The 22,540-nt window shown below is 53.0% G+C and carries 24 protein-coding genes and 1 pseudogene; 6 read left to right on the top strand and 19 right to left on the bottom strand.

What is annotated here, in order from left to right:
* Positions 1–35: 35 nt before the first annotated feature.
* A complete protein-coding gene (locus tag JQR90_RS24275; protein WP_197873335.1) occupies positions 36–251 on the bottom strand; it encodes a hypothetical protein in 216 nt (71 codons plus the stop codon).
* 221 nt (positions 252–472) lie between these two features.
* Between JQR90_RS24275 and JQR90_RS24270 the strand changes: the two genes are divergently transcribed.
* Both JQR90_RS24270 and JQR90_RS24265 read left to right on the top strand, forming a co-directional pair.
* On the top strand, positions 473–2,371 hold the full coding sequence (locus JQR90_RS24270) for a bifunctional diguanylate cyclase/phosphodiesterase (RefSeq protein ID WP_150345675.1): 1,899 nt from the start codon (positions 473–475) through the stop codon (positions 2,369–2,371).
* A gap of 127 nt (positions 2,372–2,498) precedes the next feature.
* Positions 2,499–2,942, top strand: a complete 444-nt coding sequence (locus JQR90_RS24265) for a globin domain-containing protein (RefSeq protein WP_150345676.1) — start codon at positions 2,499–2,501, stop codon at positions 2,940–2,942.
* 282 nt (positions 2,943–3,224) lie between these two features.
* On the opposite strand, the gene JQR90_RS24260 is transcribed toward JQR90_RS24265, so the two are convergent.
* The 3 genes from JQR90_RS24260 to JQR90_RS24250 all read right to left on the bottom strand — a co-directional run bounded on the left by JQR90_RS24260 (position 3,225) and on the right by JQR90_RS24250 (position 5,384).
* Positions 3,225–4,193 (bottom strand): YsnF/AvaK domain-containing protein, encoded by a 969-nt coding sequence (locus tag JQR90_RS24260; RefSeq protein ID WP_150345677.1) that lies wholly within the window; start codon positions 4,191–4,193, stop codon positions 3,225–3,227.
* Between the two features lie 592 nt (positions 4,194–4,785).
* Complete coding sequence (locus JQR90_RS24255) at positions 4,786–4,938, bottom strand: hypothetical protein (protein ID WP_434141175.1); 153 nt, start codon at positions 4,936–4,938, stop codon at positions 4,786–4,788.
* 290 nt (positions 4,939–5,228) lie between these two features.
* Complete coding sequence (locus JQR90_RS24250) at positions 5,229–5,384, bottom strand: chemotaxis protein CheB (protein WP_434141177.1); 156 nt, start codon at positions 5,382–5,384, stop codon at positions 5,229–5,231.
* Positions 5,385–5,523: 139 nt separating this feature from the next.
* Between JQR90_RS24250 and JQR90_RS24245 the strand changes: the two genes are divergently transcribed.
* Together JQR90_RS24245 and JQR90_RS24240 are read left to right on the top strand one after the other, a co-directional pair.
* Positions 5,524–7,014 carry a sensor domain-containing diguanylate cyclase gene (locus tag JQR90_RS24245; protein WP_434141180.1) on the top strand — a complete coding sequence of 497 codons (1,491 nt, stop codon included), beginning with the start codon at positions 5,524–5,526 and terminating at the stop codon, positions 7,012–7,014.
* 322 nt (positions 7,015–7,336) lie between these two features.
* On the top strand, positions 7,337–8,830 hold the full coding sequence (locus tag JQR90_RS24240; protein ID WP_150345681.1) for an ATP-binding protein: 1,494 nt from the start codon (positions 7,337–7,339) through the stop codon (positions 8,828–8,830).
* A gap of 182 nt (positions 8,831–9,012) precedes the next feature.
* Here JQR90_RS24240 and JQR90_RS24235 read toward each other — a convergent pair whose 3' ends face one another.
* Both JQR90_RS24235 and JQR90_RS24230 read right to left on the bottom strand, forming a co-directional pair.
* Positions 9,013–9,177 carry an EAL domain-containing protein gene (locus JQR90_RS24235; protein WP_434141183.1) on the bottom strand — a complete coding sequence of 55 codons (165 nt, stop codon included), beginning with the start codon at positions 9,175–9,177 and terminating at the stop codon, positions 9,013–9,015.
* A 73-nt stretch (positions 9,178–9,250) separates the two neighbouring features.
* Positions 9,251–9,446: pseudogene (locus JQR90_RS24230) on the bottom strand (tyrosine-type recombinase/integrase); the annotation flags it as partial.
* A gap of 631 nt (positions 9,447–10,077) precedes the next feature.
* Between JQR90_RS24230 and JQR90_RS24225 the strand changes: the two are divergent.
* Positions 10,078–10,398, top strand: a complete 321-nt coding sequence (locus JQR90_RS24225) for a hypothetical protein (protein ID WP_010799403.1) — start codon at positions 10,078–10,080, stop codon at positions 10,396–10,398.
* Between the two features lie 63 nt (positions 10,399–10,461).
* Here the strand turns inward: JQR90_RS24225 and JQR90_RS24220 are convergent, their stop codons facing one another.
* The 6 genes from JQR90_RS24220 to JQR90_RS24195 all read right to left on the bottom strand — a co-directional run bounded on the left by JQR90_RS24220 (position 10,462) and on the right by JQR90_RS24195 (position 15,253).
* A complete protein-coding gene (locus JQR90_RS24220; protein ID WP_434141186.1) occupies positions 10,462–11,661 on the bottom strand; it encodes a tyrosine-type recombinase/integrase in 1,200 nt (399 codons plus the stop codon).
* Positions 11,658–12,173, bottom strand: coding sequence for a hypothetical protein (locus tag JQR90_RS24215; protein WP_010799401.1), 516 nt, complete (start codon positions 12,171–12,173; stop codon positions 11,658–11,660). Before JQR90_RS24215 ends, JQR90_RS24220 begins: the two co-directional genes overlap by 4 nt.
* Before the next feature lie 79 nt (positions 12,174–12,252).
* Complete coding sequence (locus JQR90_RS24210) at positions 12,253–12,729, bottom strand: hypothetical protein (protein ID WP_150345683.1); 477 nt, start codon at positions 12,727–12,729, stop codon at positions 12,253–12,255.
* Positions 12,730–12,905: 176 nt separating this feature from the next.
* Positions 12,906–13,901, bottom strand: coding sequence for a hypothetical protein (locus tag JQR90_RS24205; RefSeq protein WP_434141188.1), 996 nt, complete (start codon positions 13,899–13,901; stop codon positions 12,906–12,908).
* A gap of 319 nt (positions 13,902–14,220) precedes the next feature.
* Positions 14,221–14,493, bottom strand: a complete 273-nt coding sequence (locus JQR90_RS24200) for an HU family DNA-binding protein (RefSeq protein ID WP_122044533.1) — start codon at positions 14,491–14,493, stop codon at positions 14,221–14,223.
* 25 nt (positions 14,494–14,518) lie between these two features.
* Entirely contained in the window at positions 14,519–15,253 is a 735-nt protein-coding gene (locus JQR90_RS24195; protein WP_434141191.1) for a hypothetical protein, read from the bottom strand.
* A gap of 158 nt (positions 15,254–15,411) precedes the next feature.
* Between JQR90_RS24195 and JQR90_RS24190 the strand changes: the two genes are divergently transcribed.
* On the top strand, positions 15,412–15,789 hold the full coding sequence (locus JQR90_RS24190; protein WP_286788066.1) for a histone-like nucleoid-structuring protein, MvaT/MvaU family: 378 nt from the start codon (positions 15,412–15,414) through the stop codon (positions 15,787–15,789).
* 60 nt (positions 15,790–15,849) lie between these two features.
* Here JQR90_RS24190 and JQR90_RS24185 read toward each other — a convergent pair whose 3' ends face one another.
* The 7 genes from JQR90_RS24185 to JQR90_RS24155 all read right to left on the bottom strand — a co-directional run bounded on the left by JQR90_RS24185 (position 15,850) and on the right by JQR90_RS24155 (position 22,337).
* Positions 15,850–16,143, bottom strand: a complete 294-nt coding sequence (locus JQR90_RS24185; RefSeq protein ID WP_010799395.1) for a hypothetical protein — start codon at positions 16,141–16,143, stop codon at positions 15,850–15,852.
* Between the two features lie 3 nt (positions 16,144–16,146).
* Entirely contained in the window at positions 16,147–17,664 is a 1,518-nt protein-coding gene (locus JQR90_RS24180; protein WP_083603282.1) for a DUF7146 domain-containing protein, read from the bottom strand.
* Between the two features lie 97 nt (positions 17,665–17,761).
* A complete protein-coding gene (locus JQR90_RS24175) occupies positions 17,762–18,262 on the bottom strand; it encodes a hypothetical protein (RefSeq protein WP_434141194.1) in 501 nt (166 codons plus the stop codon).
* 95 nt (positions 18,263–18,357) lie between these two features.
* The gene (locus tag JQR90_RS24170) at positions 18,358–18,843 is read right to left on the bottom strand and encodes a hypothetical protein (RefSeq protein ID WP_197873352.1); all 486 of its coding nucleotides are present in this window, start codon (positions 18,841–18,843) and stop codon (positions 18,358–18,360) included.
* 68 nt (positions 18,844–18,911) lie between these two features.
* Positions 18,912–19,232, bottom strand: a complete 321-nt coding sequence (locus JQR90_RS24165) for a hypothetical protein (protein ID WP_197873353.1) — start codon at positions 19,230–19,232, stop codon at positions 18,912–18,914.
* A gap of 109 nt (positions 19,233–19,341) precedes the next feature.
* Positions 19,342–21,051 carry a VWA domain-containing protein gene (locus JQR90_RS24160; RefSeq protein WP_434141196.1) on the bottom strand — a complete coding sequence of 570 codons (1,710 nt, stop codon included), beginning with the start codon at positions 21,049–21,051 and terminating at the stop codon, positions 19,342–19,344.
* 83 nt (positions 21,052–21,134) lie between these two features.
* Complete coding sequence (locus tag JQR90_RS24155) at positions 21,135–22,337, bottom strand: DUF3150 domain-containing protein (RefSeq protein ID WP_434141198.1); 1,203 nt, start codon at positions 22,335–22,337, stop codon at positions 21,135–21,137.
* Positions 22,338–22,540: the final 203 nt, after the last annotated feature.

The following is a 22,540-nucleotide window of genomic DNA, read 5'->3' as shown; positions in this document are numbered from 1 at the left end:
CCAGATGCTGAAGCATAGGTCTCTAGTCAGATTTCTTAATCTATGCAGGGTGAGGACTTGTCCTTGCCAATGCCTAGGATCGACAAGAGAAAAAAGGGCACCAGTGAGCAAAAGGCAATGAGCCCCTTATGCTCGTAATTACTTTCCTGCGCTCCCGTTAGAAACCAGACGGGAAGCGAAGCGGCTCCCAATGCTATACAGCCAAGCCTGATGGCGTGCCTGGCCGGATTGCGCTTTTTTAGTCTCTGCATGTCGCCTTCCTGCAATCGTTAGTCAGCTAGCCAATCAAAGCTGACGGAGGCCACCTATGCCAGGATGCATCAAGTCCTATGCAGAATTGTCGATGGGAGAATCCGCTGATCCTATACCGGCAAGCAGTAGCATGGCCTAACTCATACCATTTCATTTGATTCCAGACCTCTCGGCTGGCATAAGAGGATTAGTTGTTTAGACGCCGATTTGAGTCCCTATCATGCTAATCGCACCTCTGCCCGCCAATGAAGAGGCGCGGCTTCGCCTGCTTCATAGTCTCGACCTGCTTGATACCCCAGCGGAAGAGACCTTTGACCGTATCACCCGGGTGGTCTCCGAGCTTCTTCAGGTTCCTATCGCCCTAGTGTCACTGGTGGATGAGCATCGGCAATGGTTCAAATCGGTGGTGGGCCTTGAGGTGTGTGAGACGCCACGAGATCTGGCCTTTTGCGCCCATGCGCTTCATGTCGAGGACATGCTGCTGATTGAAGATGCATGGCAAGATCCACGCTTTGCGGACAACCCGCTGGTTACCGGCGAGCCCTATGTACGGTTCTATGCTGGTGTGCCGCTGCGCAGCAGTCAGGGTCTGGTGCTTGGTACCCTGTGCGCAATCGATACCCAGCCCCGAACCCTAACTGAGCGAGCCAAAGCTAGTCTCAAGGATCTGGCCCGTGTGGTTGAACGTGAACTGATACAACGGGAGGCGGCCAGGGAAACCCGGCTGATCCAGGAACAGGATGCTCAGGCGCTGCGTTATCGTGAGGCGCGTTTTACAGCCATGTTCCAGCAGTCGCCTATTGGAAAGACGCTGATTGACCTTCAGGGACGGTTTGCCGAGGTTAATCCAAGGCTGTGCGAGATACTGGGCTATACGGCCGGGGAGCTCAGGCAGAAGACATTTTCAGACGTGACCTATCCCGAGGATCTGGCAGCGGATCTGAATCTTATTGCTGATCTCATGTTTAATCGACGCCAGACCTACTCGCTTGAGAAGCGCTACATTCACAAGGCTGGACATCTGGTCTGGGTAGCAATTGACGTTACGCTGGTAAGAGATGGCGCAGGCAATCCGTTACACTTTATCGCCGCGGTGCATGATATCCGCCAGCGTAAGGAGCACGAAGCCCTGCGGCTGAACTATCAGGCTGAACTGGAAAGGCGTGTCCAGGAGCGGACGCTTGAGCTGCAAAGTAGCCGGGAAACCCTGCAAACCATCACGGACAACCTGCCTATTCTCATTGCGCAGGTAGACCGTAACCTGTGCTATCGCTTCAATAACGACGTGTATCGTCAGATCTTTAATATCGATCCGAAAACCCTGCTGGGTAAACCCCTGACGGCGATGTTGCGCCCTGAGCTCTATAGGGAACTGCTTCCTTGTTTCCAGCGGGCATTGGCAGGGGAGCGGGTCAGCCATGACAATATCCAGTACAGCCTTGAACAGGACCGTATCTGGAGCGCTACCTATATTCCTGACGTGCGTCATGGTGAGGTGGTCGGCTTTTACGTTATGTCCCAGGATGTCACAGAACGTAAGCGGGCAGAAAAGGCTCTGGTCGACAAGGCCATGCTTGATCCACTGACTGGCCTACCCAATCGCCGCGCCTTGCATGACAGGCTCGAACAGGTGATAGCTGCCGCCCGGCATGATGGCGTTCCATTTTCCCTGTTTTTCCTTGATCTTGATGGGTTCAAGCTGGCCAATGATACCCATGGCCATGAGGGTGGTGATGAGATCCTGAAGCAGGTAGCGCGCAGGCTCGGTCAAGCGATAAGAAAGGATGACTTCATCAGCCGACTGGCTGGTGATGAGTTTGTCATTATTGCCAGTGGCGTTGCGTCAGAAGCTATCTGTAGCCGTATCGCCAAGAGTGTATGCGATACGATCAACGTTCCTTTTTCTCTTCCTGATGGACCAGCCAAAATTGGCACCAGCATTGGCATCGCGCTGAGCTCCACGACTGATAATCTCTCAGCGGAAAGCATCATGGCTCGGGCTGATGCGGCCATGTATACCGCTAAACGCAAGGGCAGAAACAACTATCAATTCGCCTCAGGTTCGGCGGAGCTGCCTCATAACGTACGGCCAATCAATCTGCGTAAGCAGGAAGACTAGGCTACTTTGCAGATCCTTGGCCATAGTACCAGCGAAGCCTCAGCAGCGGTCTATACTCTGAAACGAGATAACAGCATTGTTTAGCTGATAAGAAACCTATTAGCCTGAAGTCTTTAAGGAACCTGTGATGAGCGAGCCTCTTTCTCCTGAAACCATTGCCATCGTTAAATCTACTGCTCCTGTCCTTCAGGAGCATGGCGTGGCAATTACCACTCGAATGTACGAGCGTCTCTTTGTTGATCCTGAAATCAAGGCGCTATTCGATGACGCAGCTTTCAAGTCCGGCGAGCAGCCCAAGCGACTGGCTGGCGCTATCTTGGCGTTTGCTAAAAATGCAGATCGGGTAGAAGCCATTCAGGGCGCTGTAGACAAGATCTGCGCTCGCCATGTTGCAACCCATATCAAGCCCGAACACTATCCCGCCGTGGCTAATGCGCTGTTACCCGCCATCAGGGATGTATTGGGCGATGCGGCAACTGATGAGATCCTAGACGCCTGGGGCAAGGCCTACTGGTATCTGGCGGATATCATGATCAATCGTGAAAAAACTTTATACGGCGAAGCGCATTAATGGTTGTGGCCCGAAGCTTATCCTCTGTGTGCCTATGAAGGCTGGAGCTCTGTTTTGCAAAAAGGACAGAGCCAGCCAAGCGAGTCACTTTCAGGATGAAGCGTGTAATGACATGGCCTCATCTCGCCGCATTCCTCGCATTCGACACGACGAACAAGGGCATCCTCTTCATCGGGCAACACAGACACAAAGACCTCCACCTTAGGGATAGTTGGAAAAGAGCGGTATACAAGAAGGCTGCTTAGGAGCAGCCTCCTCTGGCATTAGCCGCTCGCACTACCATTAGGGCTTGGTGCGATTGGTAAGGTCTGTATCTGCGTCATGAGTACCGCTCAGGTGTGAGCGAGTACCATCCTTCTCAATATCCACATCAGTACGGCGTACGGTATCGCGTACCGTTTCGGTGTGCTGTGTGGTTTCCTTGCCCACTACCACTTCTTCAACGACTCGTGCAGTCTTGGCCACAACAGCTTCTTCAGCAGTTTCCTGAATCTCAACCGTACCCTCACGGAATGCAGACACGTCATCGGTTGAGACCGGACGATCTACCGGGCGACGCTCGATAACTGCATGCTCTTCACGCAGGTTTACGGTTTCCTCAACGGGACGTTCGGTCATATGGGAAACCACACGCACTCGTCCCAGGCGATTCTCTCGCTTACCCACCTTCAGGTCTTCTTCCATCACTGGAATGGCCGTTGTTTCAGCCGGCATCTGATCAGCCAGTGGGGTAGCGTTTACGCCCATGGTAGCTGCCGTAGTTGAGGTAGCTGTTGGCGCCATGGTGGCATCGCTGGTGACTGCGCTATCGCCCATGGTATTGGTATAAGCCGTTGCGCCCTGGCTGGTCCAGGTAGCGCTGCGCTCATCAATATCGATTGCGCCGTTACGCTCGAGGATGTCTTCAACTACCGGGACCTGAGCGTCGTCATTAACGGTCACAGTTACTACGGTAGAGCCTCGACGAACCGCTTCGGTGTAGGTATCCCGATAGCCTTTATGCTCGGTGTCATCATCACTAAAGAGTGACCGGAAAAAATGGCCTACTTTTTCAGAGACCGAGCCGTCGTGAGTATCGGTATGGGATGCGTCTGTGCGCATAGACGTATCGGTCGTGCCATCCATCACACCGGTTTCGTTGGCAGCGGCAATCTGAATATTGGTCTGGGAAACGCCCTTGGCCAGGAGTTCGCGTTTAACCAGTTCAGCTTCGTTATAGCGATCAAACGCGGCTACTAGAGTATGTTGCATAGGTCACCTCTGGGTCTCTTCAACAGCCTTGGCTGTGATGGGTTTAAGTGGTGTGCTTTGCACCACGCCTGGTATCTGGCATCCAGGCTAGTCAGTCTTTAAGCGCAACTGATCTGATGTCATCAGACTGTCCAGATGCGCTGGCTGGCATCATTGCCACTATAGGTCTGGAGTCGGGGTTTGCCGCTTTAGTTCAGAGAAACCTACAAATGGCAGGGCTTTCCCATGGCAGACCTTGGCTTGGTTCAAAGTCTCATATGAAAGGCCGCACTCAAAGGAAACCCGGCAAGCTACCGATACTCACTATGAATGGCGCCTGCGAAATGCTGAGCAATGTTAATCAGATTTGGCGCGTCTTAAATCGCCATACGATTTAGCTCAGATATACTTCTTTTGGGTTCTACCCCGTCAGGAAAGGAAGGCATAAAAGGATCCTTACGAGAAAGACCTTTTATGCCCGAGCGGCTACTAACGGAGGGAGCTTTGGCCGCTCTCTCGATCCTAGGGCCGCGACAGCCTGAGAGTAGAATCGAGAGCAGGCATCATACGAGAACCTCAAGACCTGTGCAATTTAGGTGGGAACCCATTTCCATTACCATGTTGATGCCCCAAAGATAATCCAGTGATGAAAGCCCCACACCTTGGGTGATTCACGGCTCATGATGCGGCCGTAGCCTTTTTGAGCCAGCAGATCCATGACGTCGCCCAATTCAACAACGTGTCCCATCCAAGCATCTTCAAGCATGCATTTGACTGCCGTTTTAGCACTGTCACACAGCTACCTGGCCCGCGTTGCCTCTTCAGCCATTTCAACCTGGATCGGTAACGGCGTGATTTCAGGCCTTGTCTGAAATTGTGGATCGACCTCATGACCTTGCGCCAGGTCGATCCACAGGCTCTCAACATTGCTGTCAATAATACGCTTGAGCTCATCAGATGTGCGAATAACAAACCCACCCGCCAGAAGGGATGATCGGCCCGTGGAGTGCAGAATTCCTTAACATACACCTCCAGACGAGCCTGATTAGTTGACTACTACAGGGTGTGTTGGGAAAGGATATCCAGTAGCGCCTGCTCGTTGGCACTGATGTGCACAACAACCCGCACGCCAGCCTTTAGTTCTGAGGGCAACTTGGCCAGCAGCCAGTGCAAGGCATTGAACCCTCCTGCTGAGGAGCTGATAAGGATCATTCACCCACTATAATAGATGAATTAATACACCTAAGCGTTATCTACAAGGCATTAAAACTCTTTTTTATCCTGCTGATCCTATCCGAGCGCAGCAATGCCCAATCAGAGCCAAAACCATATAAAAGCAAGGCTTGTCTCAATGCAGCAGCTCGGACTGGCTTTTGTCTGTTTAGTAATTTTTGCATTAACCGCAATGGAGTGCTGGCAGGTCTGGAGCGGCTATCGTCAAGCTCTACTGGAAGCAGAAACCAGTACGTCCAACCTAGCCAGGTCGGTAGCTCAACATGCTGAAGACAGCATTAAAGAAATCGATACCTTAACGATTGGAGCACAGGAACGGCTGGAGTGGGACGGTCTCGGAAATATTCAAACTGAAAGACTTAGAGCGCTTTTCAAAAGACAGGTGGCTGGCATTCCTCAGCTGCATGGCTTGTTTGTCTACGATAAGGAAGGCAAGTGGCTTGTTACTGATAAGGATGTGGTACCTGAGGGAGCTAACAACTCGGATCGAGAGTATTTTATTTATCATCAAAACCACACCAGTTCTGAGCATCGAATAGGCCCCGTCGTCAAAAGTCGCTCTACAGGTGAATTAATTTTGCCTGTATCGAGACGGATCAGTAACCGTGATGGAAGCTTTGCAGGCGTTCTACTGGCGACCTTACGGGTGGACTATTTCGTGCAATTTTATTCTGGTTTCAAGGTCGATGACAAAGGCGCCATAGTGCTTGCCTTGACTAATGGGACTATTCTGGCGCGTAGACCATTTAACGAGTCCGTTATAGGCAGCAGTTTGTCAAAAAGTGAGATCTTTACTCGATACCTGCCTCACTCCCAAAGCGGTACAGTACTTATTACAGCTGTAGTTGATGGTGTAAAGCGGATGTACAGCTACCAGCAACTGACCCGATACCCTCTGATAATCGAAGCCGGCCTGTCTAAAGAGGCTATCCTTGCCTCCTGGCGAGCAGATGCAGAACGGTCTGCTGCCGTTGTCGCCTTTATGATAGCGGGGATGCTGGCCCTAGGCGTCACTTTGCTTCGCCAGATTAGACGTACTGTGCAAACCGAAGAACAACTTCGTCAAGCGCATAGAGAACTGGAGGAGCTTTCCTTACATGATAGCCTCACCGGTCTTGGCAATCGTCGACAACTAGACCGGGTGTTGCCTATTGAGATAAATCGCGCCAGACGTAGCCACGATCCGCTTGGCGTTATTATGATCGATATTGACCATTTCAAGCGCTATAACGATCTTTATGGCCATCTGGCAGGCGATGCCTGTATTCAAGCGGTAGCTCAGGTAATCAGGGACGCTACGAGGAGAGTTTCTGACCTGGCGATACGGTATGGGGGAGAAGAAATGACGATATTGTTACCAGGAACGGACGAGCTTGGAACATATCAGGTAGCTGAGCGCGCTCTTACAGCAATCCGCAGTTTACATATTCCTCACCAGGGCAGTGAAATAGGTGAGGTAACGGTTAGCGCTGGGGTTTATACCTACCGTCCCACAGAAGAGCATATTGCTCCTGAGCTTCTGATCAAGGCCGCTGACAAAGCATTGTATATAGCCAAAGAGCATGGCCGTAATAGGGTATACCCTGCGATTTCAGCAGATACAGTTTGATCCAATCAAATCTTCAGGCTCAGTTTTCATCCCTAACGGACACAGCTTGGAATAACCTCAGACTCGTTCTGATCTAACAGCACATGTAACAGTCGGTTTAAGACGTAAAACAGTTGTCGAAGCTGCGATTATTATCTTAAGAACAGCTACATGCACAATGAGATGTTACCCCTTAAAACAGCTTGACAGTGAAGCATAGGGATGTAGGCAATAAAGGCCATACAGAGACTACAGCTTTAGATACTTTTGCTCATTTTGCCTACTCTATTCCTCAGTTTTGCTCGGTAGAGCTTTTCCTTTCGTATCAGGCCTGGTGATTGAAATGCTAGATAAAGAAGCAGCGCTCGCGGTGCTTGAAGCACTGCCGATACCGGTCATAGTTAAAGACCTCAATCACCGGATCGTTTTCGTCAACCAGGCGGCTTCCGGCTATTTTCAGGATCCTATTGATACGCTTGTAGGCAAAACTGACTACGACTGCTTTCCAGCAGAGCATGCAGCTACGTATTGGCAAATGGAAGAAAAGGTAATTGCCACACAGTGTCCGTGTGAAAACGAAGAGACGATCATTGGTCCAGAGGGAAAACCTCAAATCATCATTACTACTAAGACGCTGGTAACAGTTGCTAATGAATCACTACTGGTCGCCTACTTTATCAATGTGACAGCTCAGCGCCAGTTCGAGGAGCAATTGCGCCAGGCCCAAAAAATGGAAGCTGTAGGCCAGTTGACTGGAGGTATAGCCCATGATTTCAACAACCACCTCGGAGGCATTATCGGCTCGCTTGGAATCATGCAAAAGCGCATTGCAAAAGGAACATGTGTAGGCCTTGAACGCTACACAGACAACGCAATGGCTTCGGCGCAACGTGCAGCCTCCCTCACCCACCGTTTGCTGGCTTTTTCTCGCCGGCAATCGCTCAACCCAAAGCCTTTAAAACTCAACGACCTTTTTGATGAATTCCAGAGCTTTATTAATCAGTCGTTAGGGCCTGAGTATCGGTTTGAAGTGCACTATGAAGGTGACCTTTGGACAACATTCTGTGATCATCACCAGCTGGAAAATGCCGTCTTGAATCTGGCAATAAATGCACGTGATGCAATGCCCAACGGAGGGATCATCATTTGCCAGATCACCAACAGTGCTTCCGTTCCCGGCTTATTTGAGGGTGAATGTGTTTGTATCAGTATTGTCGATACCGGGACAGGTATCGCGCCCGAGATAATGGATCGGGTTATAGAGCCCTTTTTTACCACGAAGCCCATAGGCGAAGGCACAGGCCTAGGTCTTTCCATGGTTTATGGCTTTGTGAAGCAAAGCAATGGGCATTTTACTATTGAGTCGACTCAGGCCAAAGGCACAACGGTAAGCCTTTATCTGCCACGATATATTAGAGAGACCTGTCAGCATACTTCTTCAACTGACGAGCCTTTGAAAGAAGGACTACAGCAAACGGTTATGCTTGTTGAGGATGACGAGGTGCTACGTGAGATCATTATCGAAGTTTTAGAGGACCTTGATTATCATGTTCTAAGCACAGGCAATGGCCAGCACGCATTAGAATTGATAGTTACGGCAGCCAAACCTGTGGATCTCCTTCTGACCGATATAGGCCTACCTGGCATAAACGGCCGTGACCTGGCGGCACATGTGCTGGATAGGTTTCCCAAACTAAAGATCATGTTCATTACCGGATATGACAAAACAGTAACCTTGCCCAAAAGCTTGTTCCGCCATGATGTCGAAGTTATGACGAAGCCTTTTACGATTTCAGAATTAGCCTCAAGGGTACAACGACTACTCGAGCAAGATTAATAGATGCGCTGGCACAATAGTTACCATGCATGCACAAAAATTTATAGCGTCAACTGTATCTCGAATGTAACCTTTTAAGGCGTTTTATGAGACTGCTTATATCCGCGTAAACTTGAATCTGCGGGTTGTGGCCGGCTAAAGAGATAGCCCTAAAACTGTAAGTATCCCTCCTCCTTGAGCTTTTAAAGCTGTTCAACGCCCTCGGCAGTGATTCTGATACCAAGACTCAAGCTTAGACCGATGATAGCCTTCACAATGGATAACGCTTGTGGGCTGGACTCCATTTGATGAACCAATGACTTATCAATTGTGTTCTTGTCTAATGGAAACGACTGAAGGTAGCCCACGGAGGAATAGCCGGTTCCAAAGTCATCCAGCGTTATTATGGCGCCTATGAGACTACAGCAGCTAACAGAGATCTTAGTAGTCTGTCGTAATTAGAAAAAAGCTGCTCCACTCCTGCACCAGGCCTCCGTTTCTCTAACAGATCCCCTCGGTTATAGGCCGCCTCCACCTTGCTGCCCAAGGTATGCGCCAGCGCCATCTCACAGACCTCTCGAGGATAATTCGTGATTTCCGCCGCCCAGGTTCTGAACGTTGCGCGAAAGCCATGCGGGCCTGCTAGGCTAAACATTCAACTTAAGCCTGCTTTGCCTCTGCCGATAGCTTTTAGCTCTTCTCATCAAGCGGCTTGTTTATAAATGAATGATGACGATTTTCACAGGCAAATAGTCATGGAACTCACCCTACAAAGACCTATTCCCACTCTTTGGGCTAAAGCTGTTTCAGAGGCGAAAGGTGACGAGACACATGCCAAGGCATTGTACCTGGGGTACCGGATGGGCCAGCTCAGAGCTTTACACCAAGGCCCAGTTGAATACGCAAAGAGTATGGAAGTGACGTCACAGAGAAATTGTCATGTTCAACTATTACTTTGTTGCGCCTCCATAGCGCTCTTCACTTTAGCTGCAATCAGTATGATTCTTCTCTAGACATCACTGCTAACAGCCACATCCTACGCCAGTGGTCGACAATCCAGCGAAGGAAGATTGCGCTATCTAGATCAACGTCTATGACGCAGCTATGCAATGTCTATCAGAGCCTGCCCTATAGGCTGCTTTTTACAAAGTCTGGGTCCACGTTACCATCGAAACCCTGTATGAGATGATATCTTTGCGTAGTCGGGGTGGCAGCGCTAAACCTTATAATGTTTTGCATGGCTAATCATATTCAAGGACGCTAGAAACGTGGGCAATATCCCCAATCCTTTTCACTATGTCATTGCGCCACGAACGGATGCTGAGCGGCTGGAGGTTGAAGCCTGGTTGCTGGCTGACCAGCTGATCAATGTCTTGAATGATGGACAGCCGAAGGCGTTTCAAAGACGGGACCAGATAAGATGGCAAATTGAAGGTTTCATGAACGCATTGCAAGCATTACAGACGCCCGAATCCTCAAGGATTTATATAGCGATGCAGGAGCTAACCATACAAATGCGCCAGCAGAGTGTCAGAGATTTCTATCAGGCAGCCAAGCTCTACTCTCGAAAGCAGTTGATACCTGAATAATTCCATAACCAAGCCTCGCAGGTGCTGCAGATGAATACGAGCACTCTTTGTCCAAGGCTTCTTTTACAGTGGTTGATGTAAATCTTTATAGTCTGTGGAATCATGCAGAAAGCCGCTCCACTCCTCCATTAGCCCCCTTCTCTTTTCCAGCAAATCCCCACGGTTGTAGGCCGCTTCCACCTTGCTGCCCAGCGTATGCGCCAGCGCCATCTCACAGACCTCGCGAGGGTAGTTCGTGGTCTCTGCCGCCCAGGTTCTGAAGGTGGCGCGAAAGCCATGCGGCACTGCCATGTGAACCTTTAAGGTATCCAATGCGCGGCCAATGGCATTACCGGGTATACAGCCTGTGCGGCGACTGTTTGGGAAAACCCACTCCGGATGCTGGCCCTTCTGCTGGCTGATCACCTCAATCATGGCCTCGGTCAGAGGGATGCGGTGCGTCTTGCCCGTCTTCATGCGCTCGCCCGGAATAGTCCAGAGCTTTTGCTCAAAATCCAGCTCGGCCCAGCGGGCACCGCAGGTCTCGCTGTTACGGGTTGCGGTCAGGATCATGAGTTCTGTTGCGCGTGCTGCAGCACCCTCCAGGCTATCGAGCCGATGCATGAGCCGTGCGGTATCCTCGGCAGACAACGAGCCAAACGGCTTGACCCTGCTGCCCTGTTTGGGCAGGAGCTTGTCCAGGTGCCCGCGCCAGCGCGCCGGGTTCTCCCCTTCCCTCAGCTTTCTGGCCTTGGCCGCATCGAGGACCAGTTCAATACGGTTGCGCAGGCGACTGGCCGTTACCGGGATAACACTCCAGATAGGCTCCAGCACTTCCAGCACGTCATCGGTGTCGATCTGGGCCAGCGGCATGGAGCCAATCACGGGAAATACGTACTTCGCTAGTGAATTCTGCCACTGTTGCGAGTGCTTGGTGCTCCAGCTGGGCGAGTGCGTTCGAATATAACGTGCAGCCTCAGTCTGAAAGGTCTTGGCTTCCAGCTTCTCAGAGGATCTGCCCTCACGCTCTTTCCGGCGCTCAAGGACTGGGTTGATCCCGCGTGAGATTTCAAGCCGGTACTTGTCTGCAGCCAGGCGCGCATCACGTAGGGAGATTGCTGGATAGCTGCCCAACGAAAGATCATGCCGCCGGCCATTGATCATGTACCTATAAATCCAGCTCTTGCGCAGCTGCGCAGAAATGCGAAGCTGAAGGCCCCGGCCATCCTGATAGCTTCCGGGCTCGGCAAGGGCTTTTACAAGTTTTGGGGTTAGCTTGCTCATAGACCTGATACTGCATTGCGCTGAGCAGCTATCTGCTCTCTGGCAACACTCAACTCCTGCGCCTCGTTCTCAAGACGTTCGCAGCGTCTGGAGAGCCTGTCCAGATCATCATTGATCAATAGCCGACCCTGATTCAGCTCGCTCTGGACTTGCTCACGATGGCATGTAGAGCCAGCCGTAAACTGAGCGATCTGCTCGGCGGTGGCAGGTTGCTCGCCATAGCTGAAGTATTCATCAAGCGCACCGAGTGCCCAGTAGACCAGCCCCAACATGACCAGGACCAGCACAAGCATGGCCGGAGCTGCGCGCAGTGTCTCCCGTGCTTCGGCTTCAACCTCGACTTCGCTGCACAGGTTTCTGAAGGCGGCCCAGTATTGATGGTCGTTCTCTCGTATCGGCTGATCGAGCCGTACCTCGGCCCGGTGATCGGGACTGGTACTGACAATCACACCGTTACCAAAACGAGTTACCACACGTACGCCCGGTAGCGCTGTTGCGTTGTCCAGAGCCATCTTTCTCTCCATGGCAAATTTAGTCTGCTGGCGCTGGGTGCAGCATCAGGCCGTGATGGACCAGCGCCAGACCGTGCGATCAGTCAATATCAACAAAGACAGGCTGAAGTACCCTGCTGGCGCTCTGCTCTGGTGTTTCGTCCCAGCACCAGCAACCGCGACTCTCCCACCACGACTCAAGAAGATCACACGAATGATCAATATAGGGAGCGCCGTCGTAGTATGCACCGCAGTTGGCGACGTAGTTCTCCCCCAGCAGTATGGCAAAGCTCTCATGCTCGATGACCAGTGCCTTGCCCGGATTGGCCTGTAGCAGGCGGCGGTAGGCTCCTATCATGCCGTGATAGGTCGTCAGGTCGTGTTCGCACTCGCTGTCCCAGGCCGCAGGACGTGCTGAGACTTCCCGCTTCAGTTCGGTGGTGGCTTCTCTACGGTTTCCCAAGAACCGGCGACTCCCTTCCGGCCAGGACAAGATCCATTCCTCCTGTCCTTTGGGTTCGGCAATGTAAAGGGCACCGCTGGGATGCGTCAGCTGGATCTCGGATAGACTGGTCATCGGAAGGGTCTCCAAAGTTGAGGGTATATTCCCTGATTACCGTTCTGATTTCAAAACAATGTTTGAGGAAAATTCATCCCCATACATTTCTACCTATAAGGCCCATGAGGGTTGTGATTACGCAAACCTGACTAAAGCTATCCCACACCTTTTTCCCACAGCTCCCGGCCCAGCGCCTAGCTATGTCCTAGCGCCTGAGTCAGCGTCTGTCGGGCTACCTGAACAGGGCGATCCACCATTTCGGTGATGAGTGGCGAAAGGGATATGGCCGAGACGGCGCGCTCCAGCCGGTCAAGTGAATTAACCAGTGCCGGCGCAGCCCTGCACAAGGCATCGATGCGTGCCATATCCTTTACCCGGATACCGGTAGCGTTCCACTGCTTGAGCAGCAGTGAGCCAAGGTCATCATCCAGACACAGGACGCCAGCCCTCGCATGTGTTTCTTCAGGCAGGTCGAACAGGCACAGCGGGCGACTATCCAGACACAAGGCATGGTAGTGATCTGTCTTGTACTGGCCTTCGCTGATGGTCCCCACTGAGATTTCCTGAGCACTAACCCCTAGATAGCCAGCGAGGGACTTAAACCACGGGGCACTGGCTAGAGAGTGCGCCAGCCCAGAGGCCATGCGGCTTTCAGGCTGGCCGCAGATCACGAAAGGCTTGCCATCACACCACACGGCAAGGCGCGTCTTGCCATCTACAAGCGACAGGCGTTTGAGTCGTAAGGGAGAAACTGCCAGCGCTTCAATGACTCGGCTGGGCGCGAGAACACAGGTCTGCTCAGGATCAACCAGAGGCGTAGGCTCTTCCCAGCTAGCCTCTTCACCTTCGTCCTGAATCGGCTGACGTGCGGGCCTCGCCTGCTCCGGCACCACGCCATGGCTGGTAAATTTCTGGAACCATCCCGCTACATAGAGCCGCTCGCTGGTAACATTGGGACGGCCCTTGGCACCCAGCTCAATCAAGTCATGCTCGGCAAAGGCCAGTACGCGATCAACGAACCGTTTAATTTCACGCTCGCTGAGCGAATGCTTGGATATATGAATACCTCCCTCAAGTTTACCGGCATGGGGATTGAATTCACGTGCTTGTTGAAAGACGACTTCATTACGCCCGTTCTTCTTTAATAACCCTTCGGACGTTATCTCAAACGTAATAGTCTGAGAGCGCATGATCGTTCTTTTAAAATCAATTTCTGTAACCTTTAGCGAGGCCATGTCCAACATTACATCAACTACCTGACCAGACTCCCTGACCTTTTGTTTGGTCTTGTAGGTGCGGTAGTGAACATTGCTGATACAACTGGTGAGAAGTGCCGGTTCCTTGATTGAATCAACAAGTGAGATAAACATGGCTGACCTGCCTGAACACTGGAAGTTACTTCCACTGTCTCATGCAAATCCGGTTATGCAAGTACTTCGAAGGGATAAAAGTTAACTAAGCTGGAAATAAAAAAGCCTGCGCGAGCAGGCCTTGATAATCAAAGTCAGATCAGGCCACACTTTCCTTTAATTGCTTGCCCGGCTTGAACGCCACCGACTTGCTGGCCGCAATTTCGATAGGTTTTCCCGTCTGGGGATTACGCCCGGTACGCGCTGCACGTTCCTTGAGACTAAAAGTGCCGAACCCTACCAGAACCACATCCTGACCATCCTTTACGGACTCGGTGATTGACTCGACAAAGCCGTTAAGCGCAGCCTCGGCTTCCTTGAGCGTCAGCTGCCCCTTCTCAGAAATAGCCTTTACCAGTTCAGATTTGTTCATGCTGTTTCCTCTTGTGGTTGAGACGTTATACCCGATCCTGAGGCCTGCGTTCAAAGCAGGTGACTACAGTTTTCTGCTCACCGTCCCGGATCAGGAGATACAGGAATTTGCTGGTCTCGTGTCCCCAGGTCTCCACCTCATCCACGCTGCCAAACTTGAACAGCTTGTGGCGCCTGATCCGCTCTGGCATGGGTACCAGCCTAAGCTCAGGATGCGAGAGCCTACGGGCCAGGCTTGACCATGGGCAGCGGGGTTTGCCACTGCTGACACGCTCAAAATAGGCATCTACCGCGTGCTGGGTGAGACTGATTCGGCCAAGGGCAGGCGTTTCCAGCATGACCTTGCACTGGCGATATTCTTCCGTGGGATAGACATACTCCACTTCGCCAAAGTCAGGGTCGTCACGATTGAACGGCAGATCCCGCTCATTGGGCACCTGTGTCTTGGATCCATAGAGTCGACCCAGTAACGCCGCATAGGGATACAGGTGCTTGGGTGGAAGGCCATTACCCAGGATCTCAACCATGGCTTCATCCGTGACACTTAGATAAATACCGGCCCCTGTTATGGGATAACGATTAAATACCTGCCTGAAGTAAAGAAGATGTCTAATGGCTACCAGTTCGACAGCCAGTTTGACATCTTTTATATACTCCTTGAACTGGACAGAAAGTACACCCTTCTTTTTTAGACCTGTCCACCAGTAGACAAGGTAACTACCATCTTCTGCCAATACCGTGCGTGTACTTAATAACATCATGATAGCGTTCCCCGTCACCGGAAAGAATGTTTGATATAAACCTACCACCAAATTTCAGAATGCAAGTCATGGGTGTAAATTTTCCGAAAATGTATTAGCTCAAGGCCCAGTCACCCTTTAGGATAATTCTGTCCCTGATAACTAACGAGCAAATCTATATGAGCCTCTTACTCCAGTACCGTGAAACGGAAGCAGAACTAAAGCGCCTCAAGGAACATCTGGAAACACTAACTTCCAGTGAAGAACTTAAAAAGGATCTCCAATTTCTCGACGAGCTTAATGAGCTGATGGAGAAGTATGGCAAACGCCCACGTGACGTAGTGGCTGCGGTCGCGCCAGAACTCCTCCAACAGAAGGCCAGTGCTGCGCCAGCCGAACAAAGCAATCCCCGCCGCGCCCGTAACATCAAGGTCTACCGGCATCCGGAGACCAACGAGATCATCGAAACCAAGGGCGGCAACCACAAGGTTCTCAAGGCATGGAAAGCCAAGTACGGCGCCGACACCGTTGAGAGCTGGATGTCGATCAAGGACTAGGTCTGCTTCTGCTTGTCAGTTAGAAAAGAAAACCAGCCCCGGAGGGCTGGTTTCTTTTTGTCACTTAACAACAAGGTTGTAGCATTCCTTCCCGCATTTCTTCACCAGACGGTGAACGATGCGAGCCGCCATCGTGGCATACGGCCCTGCACAGGTCACAGGACCCTGAGCCGCATACTTTATGATGAACAGAATGCGCGCCTGTGTTTCCCGGGCATCGAAACGATCCCGGATCAGGGCAGCATAGTCCTGCTCACTCCCCTCCCAGCCGGCCGGAGGCGCAAAAACGCCTCGTGTGGCCGAACCCGGAGTGGTGTCGAGCAGATCAGCAGGCAGGTGTGGATTGGAGTGCATGGCTTAACCTCCCACTACGCTGCGAAGAAGCGCCAGGCTCGGGAAACCCGAAATGCCCTGACGAATCATCACATCGTTCCAATCAATTCCTTTACTGCCGGAAGGGATTGGTGCGGTAGGAAGTATCACGATCACCCTGATACCCTGCTGCTGCAGACGCAGCTTGAGCCTCATGGCCGCCGATTCACCCGTGCATGATCTGTCCTTGTCGGCCCAGACCAGTACCGTGTGAACCCCTGCGGGCGGTGTAAAGCCTTCAAGCAGTGTTGCATTGACCGTGCTCCAGGTAGCAATACCTGTTGCGCGGTACGCCGAAAGCGCTGTTTCCAGCCCTTCGGCAACACCAAGCACTCCATCAACCGGAGTACCCATCTGGATCGCCGCGCCTCTGATCGATTTCCCCTCGGGGACCGGCATCATCTTGCGCGGACTTTCCACATCGGCCTTGCTACCCGTACTGCTCAGGTAGGTTCGGTGAAGGGTCAGGATCTCACCCTTGTTGTTTACAATGGCGCAGACAATGGCCGGAAACTTCCCTATCTCAGCGATGGTTTCCCGCTCTTCCCCGGTCTCCATATCCACTTCCGTCACGGTATCCCAGTACGGGAACGCCGGATGAAAGCGTACGCAGTCATTGTCCAGCCAGTCAGCGCCACCTCGCGGCAACACCTTGCGTCCCTGCAAATACAACCGTGCAGGTTCAGCCTGTGATGCATTCAATGGCAGCGACTCACGCCAGTGACGATCGACGTTCAGGCTCTTGCGATCTGACGTCGATGCGGACACGGGCTTACTCTTGACCAGTGCAAGCCTGGGTTTTTCCGGCTCAATAATGATGGCCGGTGCTACCGGTGGAGCTTTCACAGGTTCAGGTTCTGGCTGAGATTCGTGCTCAATCACCTCGTACCCAAAGCGCTCAGCCAGATCAGCCTCGCAGCTGATTTCCTCTGCCTGTCTTGCCTTGAGTGCCTCGGCGCGCGCCTTCAGATCAATGGGACCACGACGACCGGGTTTAACCAGTCGAGCCCACTCATCATTGCTCGCCTCCTTTACAGCCGCTTCACGAACCACCGCAGTTTCCTGCATGGCACGTGGAGCGCTGTGGTCCTCAGCTGCCTTTTCCCGCGGACGGGGCTGGACAGGACGAGGACGCCTCTCGGACGTCTCACGACGTTGATACCGTGGGGGTTCAGGATCAACCCTCAGGAACTCGGCAACCTCTACAAGCGCTTCCGGAAAACGCAGACCCCTGACAAAACACAGCAGGGTAATACCGCCTCCAAATGCACCGCAGGTGTTACAGATCGCACCGCCGCGGACGTTGAAGTCCTTGAACAGACGAAACCCATCACGGCCACCGTGGACCGGGCAAGGCACACCGCGACCGAGTCTGGAGATGGCGCGTTCCAGATCAGGCGCCAGGGCCCGCATGATGCCTATCCATCCATAAGCCGACGCCTGATCATTGACCTTTTCAAGGTCGTAGAACTTGCGGGGCTCTCTTGCTGCATTACCGTTCATACGCTCACCTTTCAACGTTGGATTGTGTTGGCCCCAACCCGAAAGGGAGCCTTCCCCATAAGGGGGAAGCCCCCTTATGGGTGGGTAATTGACGTGGCTAACGAGCGGCCACGGATTGCACCTGCGCCTCGAACTCCATGAGGAGCCTTTCAGCACTGGCAAAACAGATTTCGCCTGCGTTAAGCCTGCGAATCAGGTCGACCCTGTACATGCCGATCGCCCATTCCCTTGTCACGCTGAGGCGTTCGAGGGCACCACGAGAGATCCTGACGTAGCCGGCCATGATCAGGGATTCGAGCACCTGCTCTGGTGTGGCCCAGGTCATGTGCGCCTTCATCCCCTTGCTGTCGAAGTACTGCGCGCGATACATGCCGGGTGTTGATGGGTCAGGCATGATCAGGGCGTAGCTGCGAAGCTTTGGATGTTCCAGCTCAAGGCCAAGCAGCTCACCGTTGGTTTCGATGAGGATTGCTCGCCAGTGCCGGTTCATCTCGACGGCCTTGGGCATCAGATGCCGGATAAACCAGTCGTTGGAAGTGCCTTCTGCAAGGCCCTGTTGTAGCTGTACAAAGTGCGGATGGTCGCTTACGTGGTTCATGGCTCTTCTCCAAAAAGAAGGGGCACGAACCCCCAGGGGGCTGTGCCCCATGGGGTGTAAACGGTATTGCTACCGCCTCTTTAAACGCATGCCAGCTAACTCTGCTGCCGTGCGTACTCACGCAATAAAAGCTCGGCTTCCGTCATGGACAGCTCACCTTGATGTATCCGGCGAATCAGATCCTTCTTGTAAAGCCCTATGGCCCACTCCCGGGTACAGCTGAGCGTTTCAAAAACGCCTTCTACTACCAGGCAGTAGCCCTCCACGATCAGGTTCTCCAGGACCTGCTCAGCCATCTCATATGTGGCATGAGCACCAAAGCCGCTACGGTCGAAGTACTGCGCCCGATACATGTCAGGTATCAACTCATCCGCGACGATCAGGGCATACCAGTCCCGACGTCGCGGATGCTTGAGTTGTGTTCCCAGCAGCTGGTGACGGGTTCTTTTCAGAACACCATGCCATTGCCGATTCCACTTCTCTGCAAGGTGCATCATTTGCTGAAGCAGCGCTTTACTCGCTGAATCAGCAGTGATCGCCTGCCGAAGCCACACCAGGTGCGGATGGTCGCCAACGTTCATGCCTACTCTCCAGATAGAGAGGGGCACGACCCCAGAGGGCTGTGCCCCATGGGGTATAAGCGGTATCGCTACCGCACCAGTCGTTGAACCCGAACCTTTAACGCCTCTGGATCACATCCGCTTTCCTGCGCGCAGACGGTGAAACTGAAGGGTGTCAGGTGATCGTCTTCAACCCACTCGATCCATTCGTCTCGGGTGGAATTACAGGTTTTCGTCGAAGCCAGTGCATGCAGGGCGTACTGAAGCATCCGCTGCCGGAGCAGGCTGATTTCTTCATCGGTCCACTGGATGCGACTCTGTTCCTCGGAGGAGGCGTCGAGTAGCTCTTCGAAAAACAGGAGGTCCAGGCACAGCTGCAGTTCATTGAAGCGTGCAAGGGCTCTTCTCATGGCGTGCTGCTCCAAAAGAAGGGCAGCACGACCCCAAAGGGGCATGTCTGCCCCAAGGGGTTTAACAACATCACAGGAGGGCCAGACCGCAGCCCCCTGTGATACCGGATCACACGGCAACACCCGTCAATGCATCACTCATCAACTGAAATAGCGTGTGTTTAAGGTCATTTACGCTTTCGATCTGAATCGACGACGCAAACAGGCTCGCTACCTTTGCACCTTTGCCGACACCAATACCGATCATCTCGATACCGCTGCGCTGGCAGAGCTGCACGACGTGCTGGCAGGACCCGACGTTATTGGGTTCGCCATCCGTTACCACCAACACCATTTTCCGTCGCTCCCGGGTCTTGCTCAGCTCGAAAGCCGAGTACCAGATCGCTTCGGTCATGGGTGTCCTGCCATCCGGTGAGAAACTGAACCGGCCTGCATTACGGCTGACCTTTTGTCCATGCTTCACCACACTCCAGACGGGCTGACGGCTGTTTTTGCAGAAGAACGTAACCGCCGGGTTTACCCCGTTGATCTTCTCCAACCCCAGCGCCAGTGCCATGGCGGCATCACGAGCAACCTCATAAACGTGTTCACCGGAAGGCATGAGCTTGTCCATGGACGAACTCATGTCTACCAGTAGATGAACCGCCGTATCAGGATGCTTTCGTTCAGCGCTACGCCGAAAGATGCGCGTATCACCACTGACGAGCCGATGGAGCCGGTTCGTGTCCAGATGCCTGCCGTGACGCCCCGGTGTATACCCGTTGCGCTGGCTGGCCTGAACCAGGCCCATGAGTTGCGACTGAATCCGGCTGGAAGCTGCCGCCACCTGTCCAATCAACATCTGCCCGGACGCCTGATCATTCATCACCTCAAGCGCTGTGGGTACGTTGACAACAGGAGCAGTTTGATCAGCACCGGAGTTGAGGTCGGCCCGAAGGGCGTCTGTCTTGTCCTTGAGATGATCATCTGCTCGTGCATCAAGGATCTGCTGCATGACACCGGGACTGCTGGCGTCTGCATCACCTCCTGTACTCGAAGCACTACCCGAGGCAGTGCCCTGAGCATTTCCAGCATCGCCGCCAGCAGAGCACTGGCCACCTGCTTGACCTGAACCAGCCTGAGGCTGAGTCGAGTCCTGCGGTGACGGCTCCGGCTGTTGCGCGTCCTGCTCCTTCTGGGCTTCCTCTTCAACCATCCTGAGGACTTCCCTTGAGAGCACCAGCGCATCGGCCGTACTTCTCAGCTGCCCTGCTCGCCCCAGCAAGACCGCCAGACGAACCTGCACACCTTTCGGAATGACCTGTTCATAGACGGCTGTTGTGGCAACCAGCGTGTCCTCGATAACGTGCTGCCCTACCACCTTGCATCGCAGGAAGTACAGGCAGTACGCCTCAAGTATCCTCGCAGGATGAGTATCCTGTGTCGGGGTCTCGAAATGCCTCTGATCAACCATGTACGCGGCTACCGCATTAAGCGTTCTGGCTGTGCCCGGATAGAGCTTTATCATCTCGCGCTCAATCCGGCAGTCCTCAAAGATGTTGAGCATCGCTCCCAGAAAAGCTGAGCAAGTCCCGGCATCTCTAACGTCATCAAAGTTAGTCATCCTGACGTGCGCGGCTTCATGTGCAAGGTAGCCCCAGAGAGCATCCCCGAACCTTTCGCCTTGTACGTTAGGTACCACAATGGTCTGGCCATCAGTCATCGCCTGCTGGCCACCCACGATTACCTTCACACCAAACTTCTCGCCATACGCAGCCGCCACGATGGGTAGTGCCGCGAAAATGCTCTGGGAAGCCTTGCTGAAAGCACTTGCAGTCATGTCACACCTCATTTTTTGAAAAAAGGAGGACAGACCATCCCCAGTAGCGGGAATGGCCCGCCATGGGGGGAAAGAAACAGCTACTAGAGGTAGTAGTTGTCCTCAAGCTCGGGCATTTCGAACGCCGGAGCATTCGAAGGCTGAGCCTGTGTTACCGGTTGTGCCACATCCTTGACCGATGACTCGGAAAGAGGTGATGCAACCGTAGGTGAAACAATCGCGGAATCTGCCGGAGCAGGTGCCGCAGGCTTCTTCACAGCCCTGTCAAAGAACGAATCCATATCATGGAGAAGCTCGTCCAGATCAAAGCTCTGTTGAACGGCTTGAGGTACCTGAGGCGCCGGCTTGACCGGAGCAGCAGAAGCCTGAACCGCTGGTGGAGCAGAAATGTCCTGAGTCATGTGCGCGGGAAGCGCCATGTCAAAGGAGTCGTCGGGCTGTGCAGCAGGATTGCCGTCTGCAAAGTCCTTCATCTGGGCCTGATCACGCAGGATCGTGACGACCGAGTAGATCTGAAAGAAGAATGGTGCACCGATGGGGCCTCCATCAGCATGCTGATCGTAGCCATCAACGGTTTCCCTGAGCAGTCTTACGACAGGCTCGAAAGCCCGGTTCAGAAAGCTCAAACCATCCACCTTGTCAGCCAGGCATTCCAGGCGCTTGCGGGTACGGACACTGATCTCAGCCTTACCACGTAGGTACTTCTGATAAAACTCGTCCGCTTCCGTTTCGATTTCCCGAAACAGTTGACCTGCAAGGCCCTTGGTCTGGTCTGCCAGACGCTTCTCAGCGTTTGGCTCGCCGGACACCGGCTGGATATGAAACACCTGATAATCGAACTTCAGACGTTTCTCTACGCTATTACGATCCAGTACCCCGTTACGAATAGCCTCTTCGTAGCCGACGTTGTTCGCAATCCAGTTCTGGATAGAACTGTCGTAGTTGCCCAAAAAAGCCTGCTTTTCCTGCTCGAACGTGAGTCGAGCCGTTTCAAGCTTGCCCAGTATTTCCGAAAGTTTGCTGCGAGGAACGGCCCATCCGGTCAGGAAAGGAAGCCCATAGCCCTCCAGCATCCGGCGTGTCGCACCGCGAAGCGAGCGAAACACCTTGAGCGATGCCGGATCGCAGATCGTCTTGTTACCCAGCTGAGCCACACGGTCAGGGGGTAGCTCGCCGCCTTCACCCAACTTGATATCCTTGTCTTCCAGGCGAACCTGTCCGCTCCAGATATCGTAGTCAGCGTTCACAACGACCAGCTCTTGCAGTAATGCCTTGTCAACTGTCATGGATACATCCTCGGAAAGCCGCAGACATATCCAGCCCATACGGGACAGATATGCCCCGGCAGGGTTGAGTTGAAGGTGTCGCTAAAAGTCTTGCTAAAGGGTGTCGCTAATCTTGCATCGTTAGGAGGTATGCAGCCTCTTTTCGCTCCACAGGGGAGTGAAACCGTACTTTCCGCAGCGTCCGTTCCTTGCTGAGCACCACA

The organism is Pseudomonas sp. JZ114, from assembly GCF_051027705.1.
In the GTDB taxonomy this organism is placed as follows: domain Bacteria; phylum Pseudomonadota; class Gammaproteobacteria; order Pseudomonadales; family Pseudomonadaceae; genus Chryseomonas; species Chryseomonas luteola.
The sequence above is the reverse complement of the archived record's forward strand: the minus strand, read 5'-3'. Positions and strand labels throughout refer to the sequence as shown.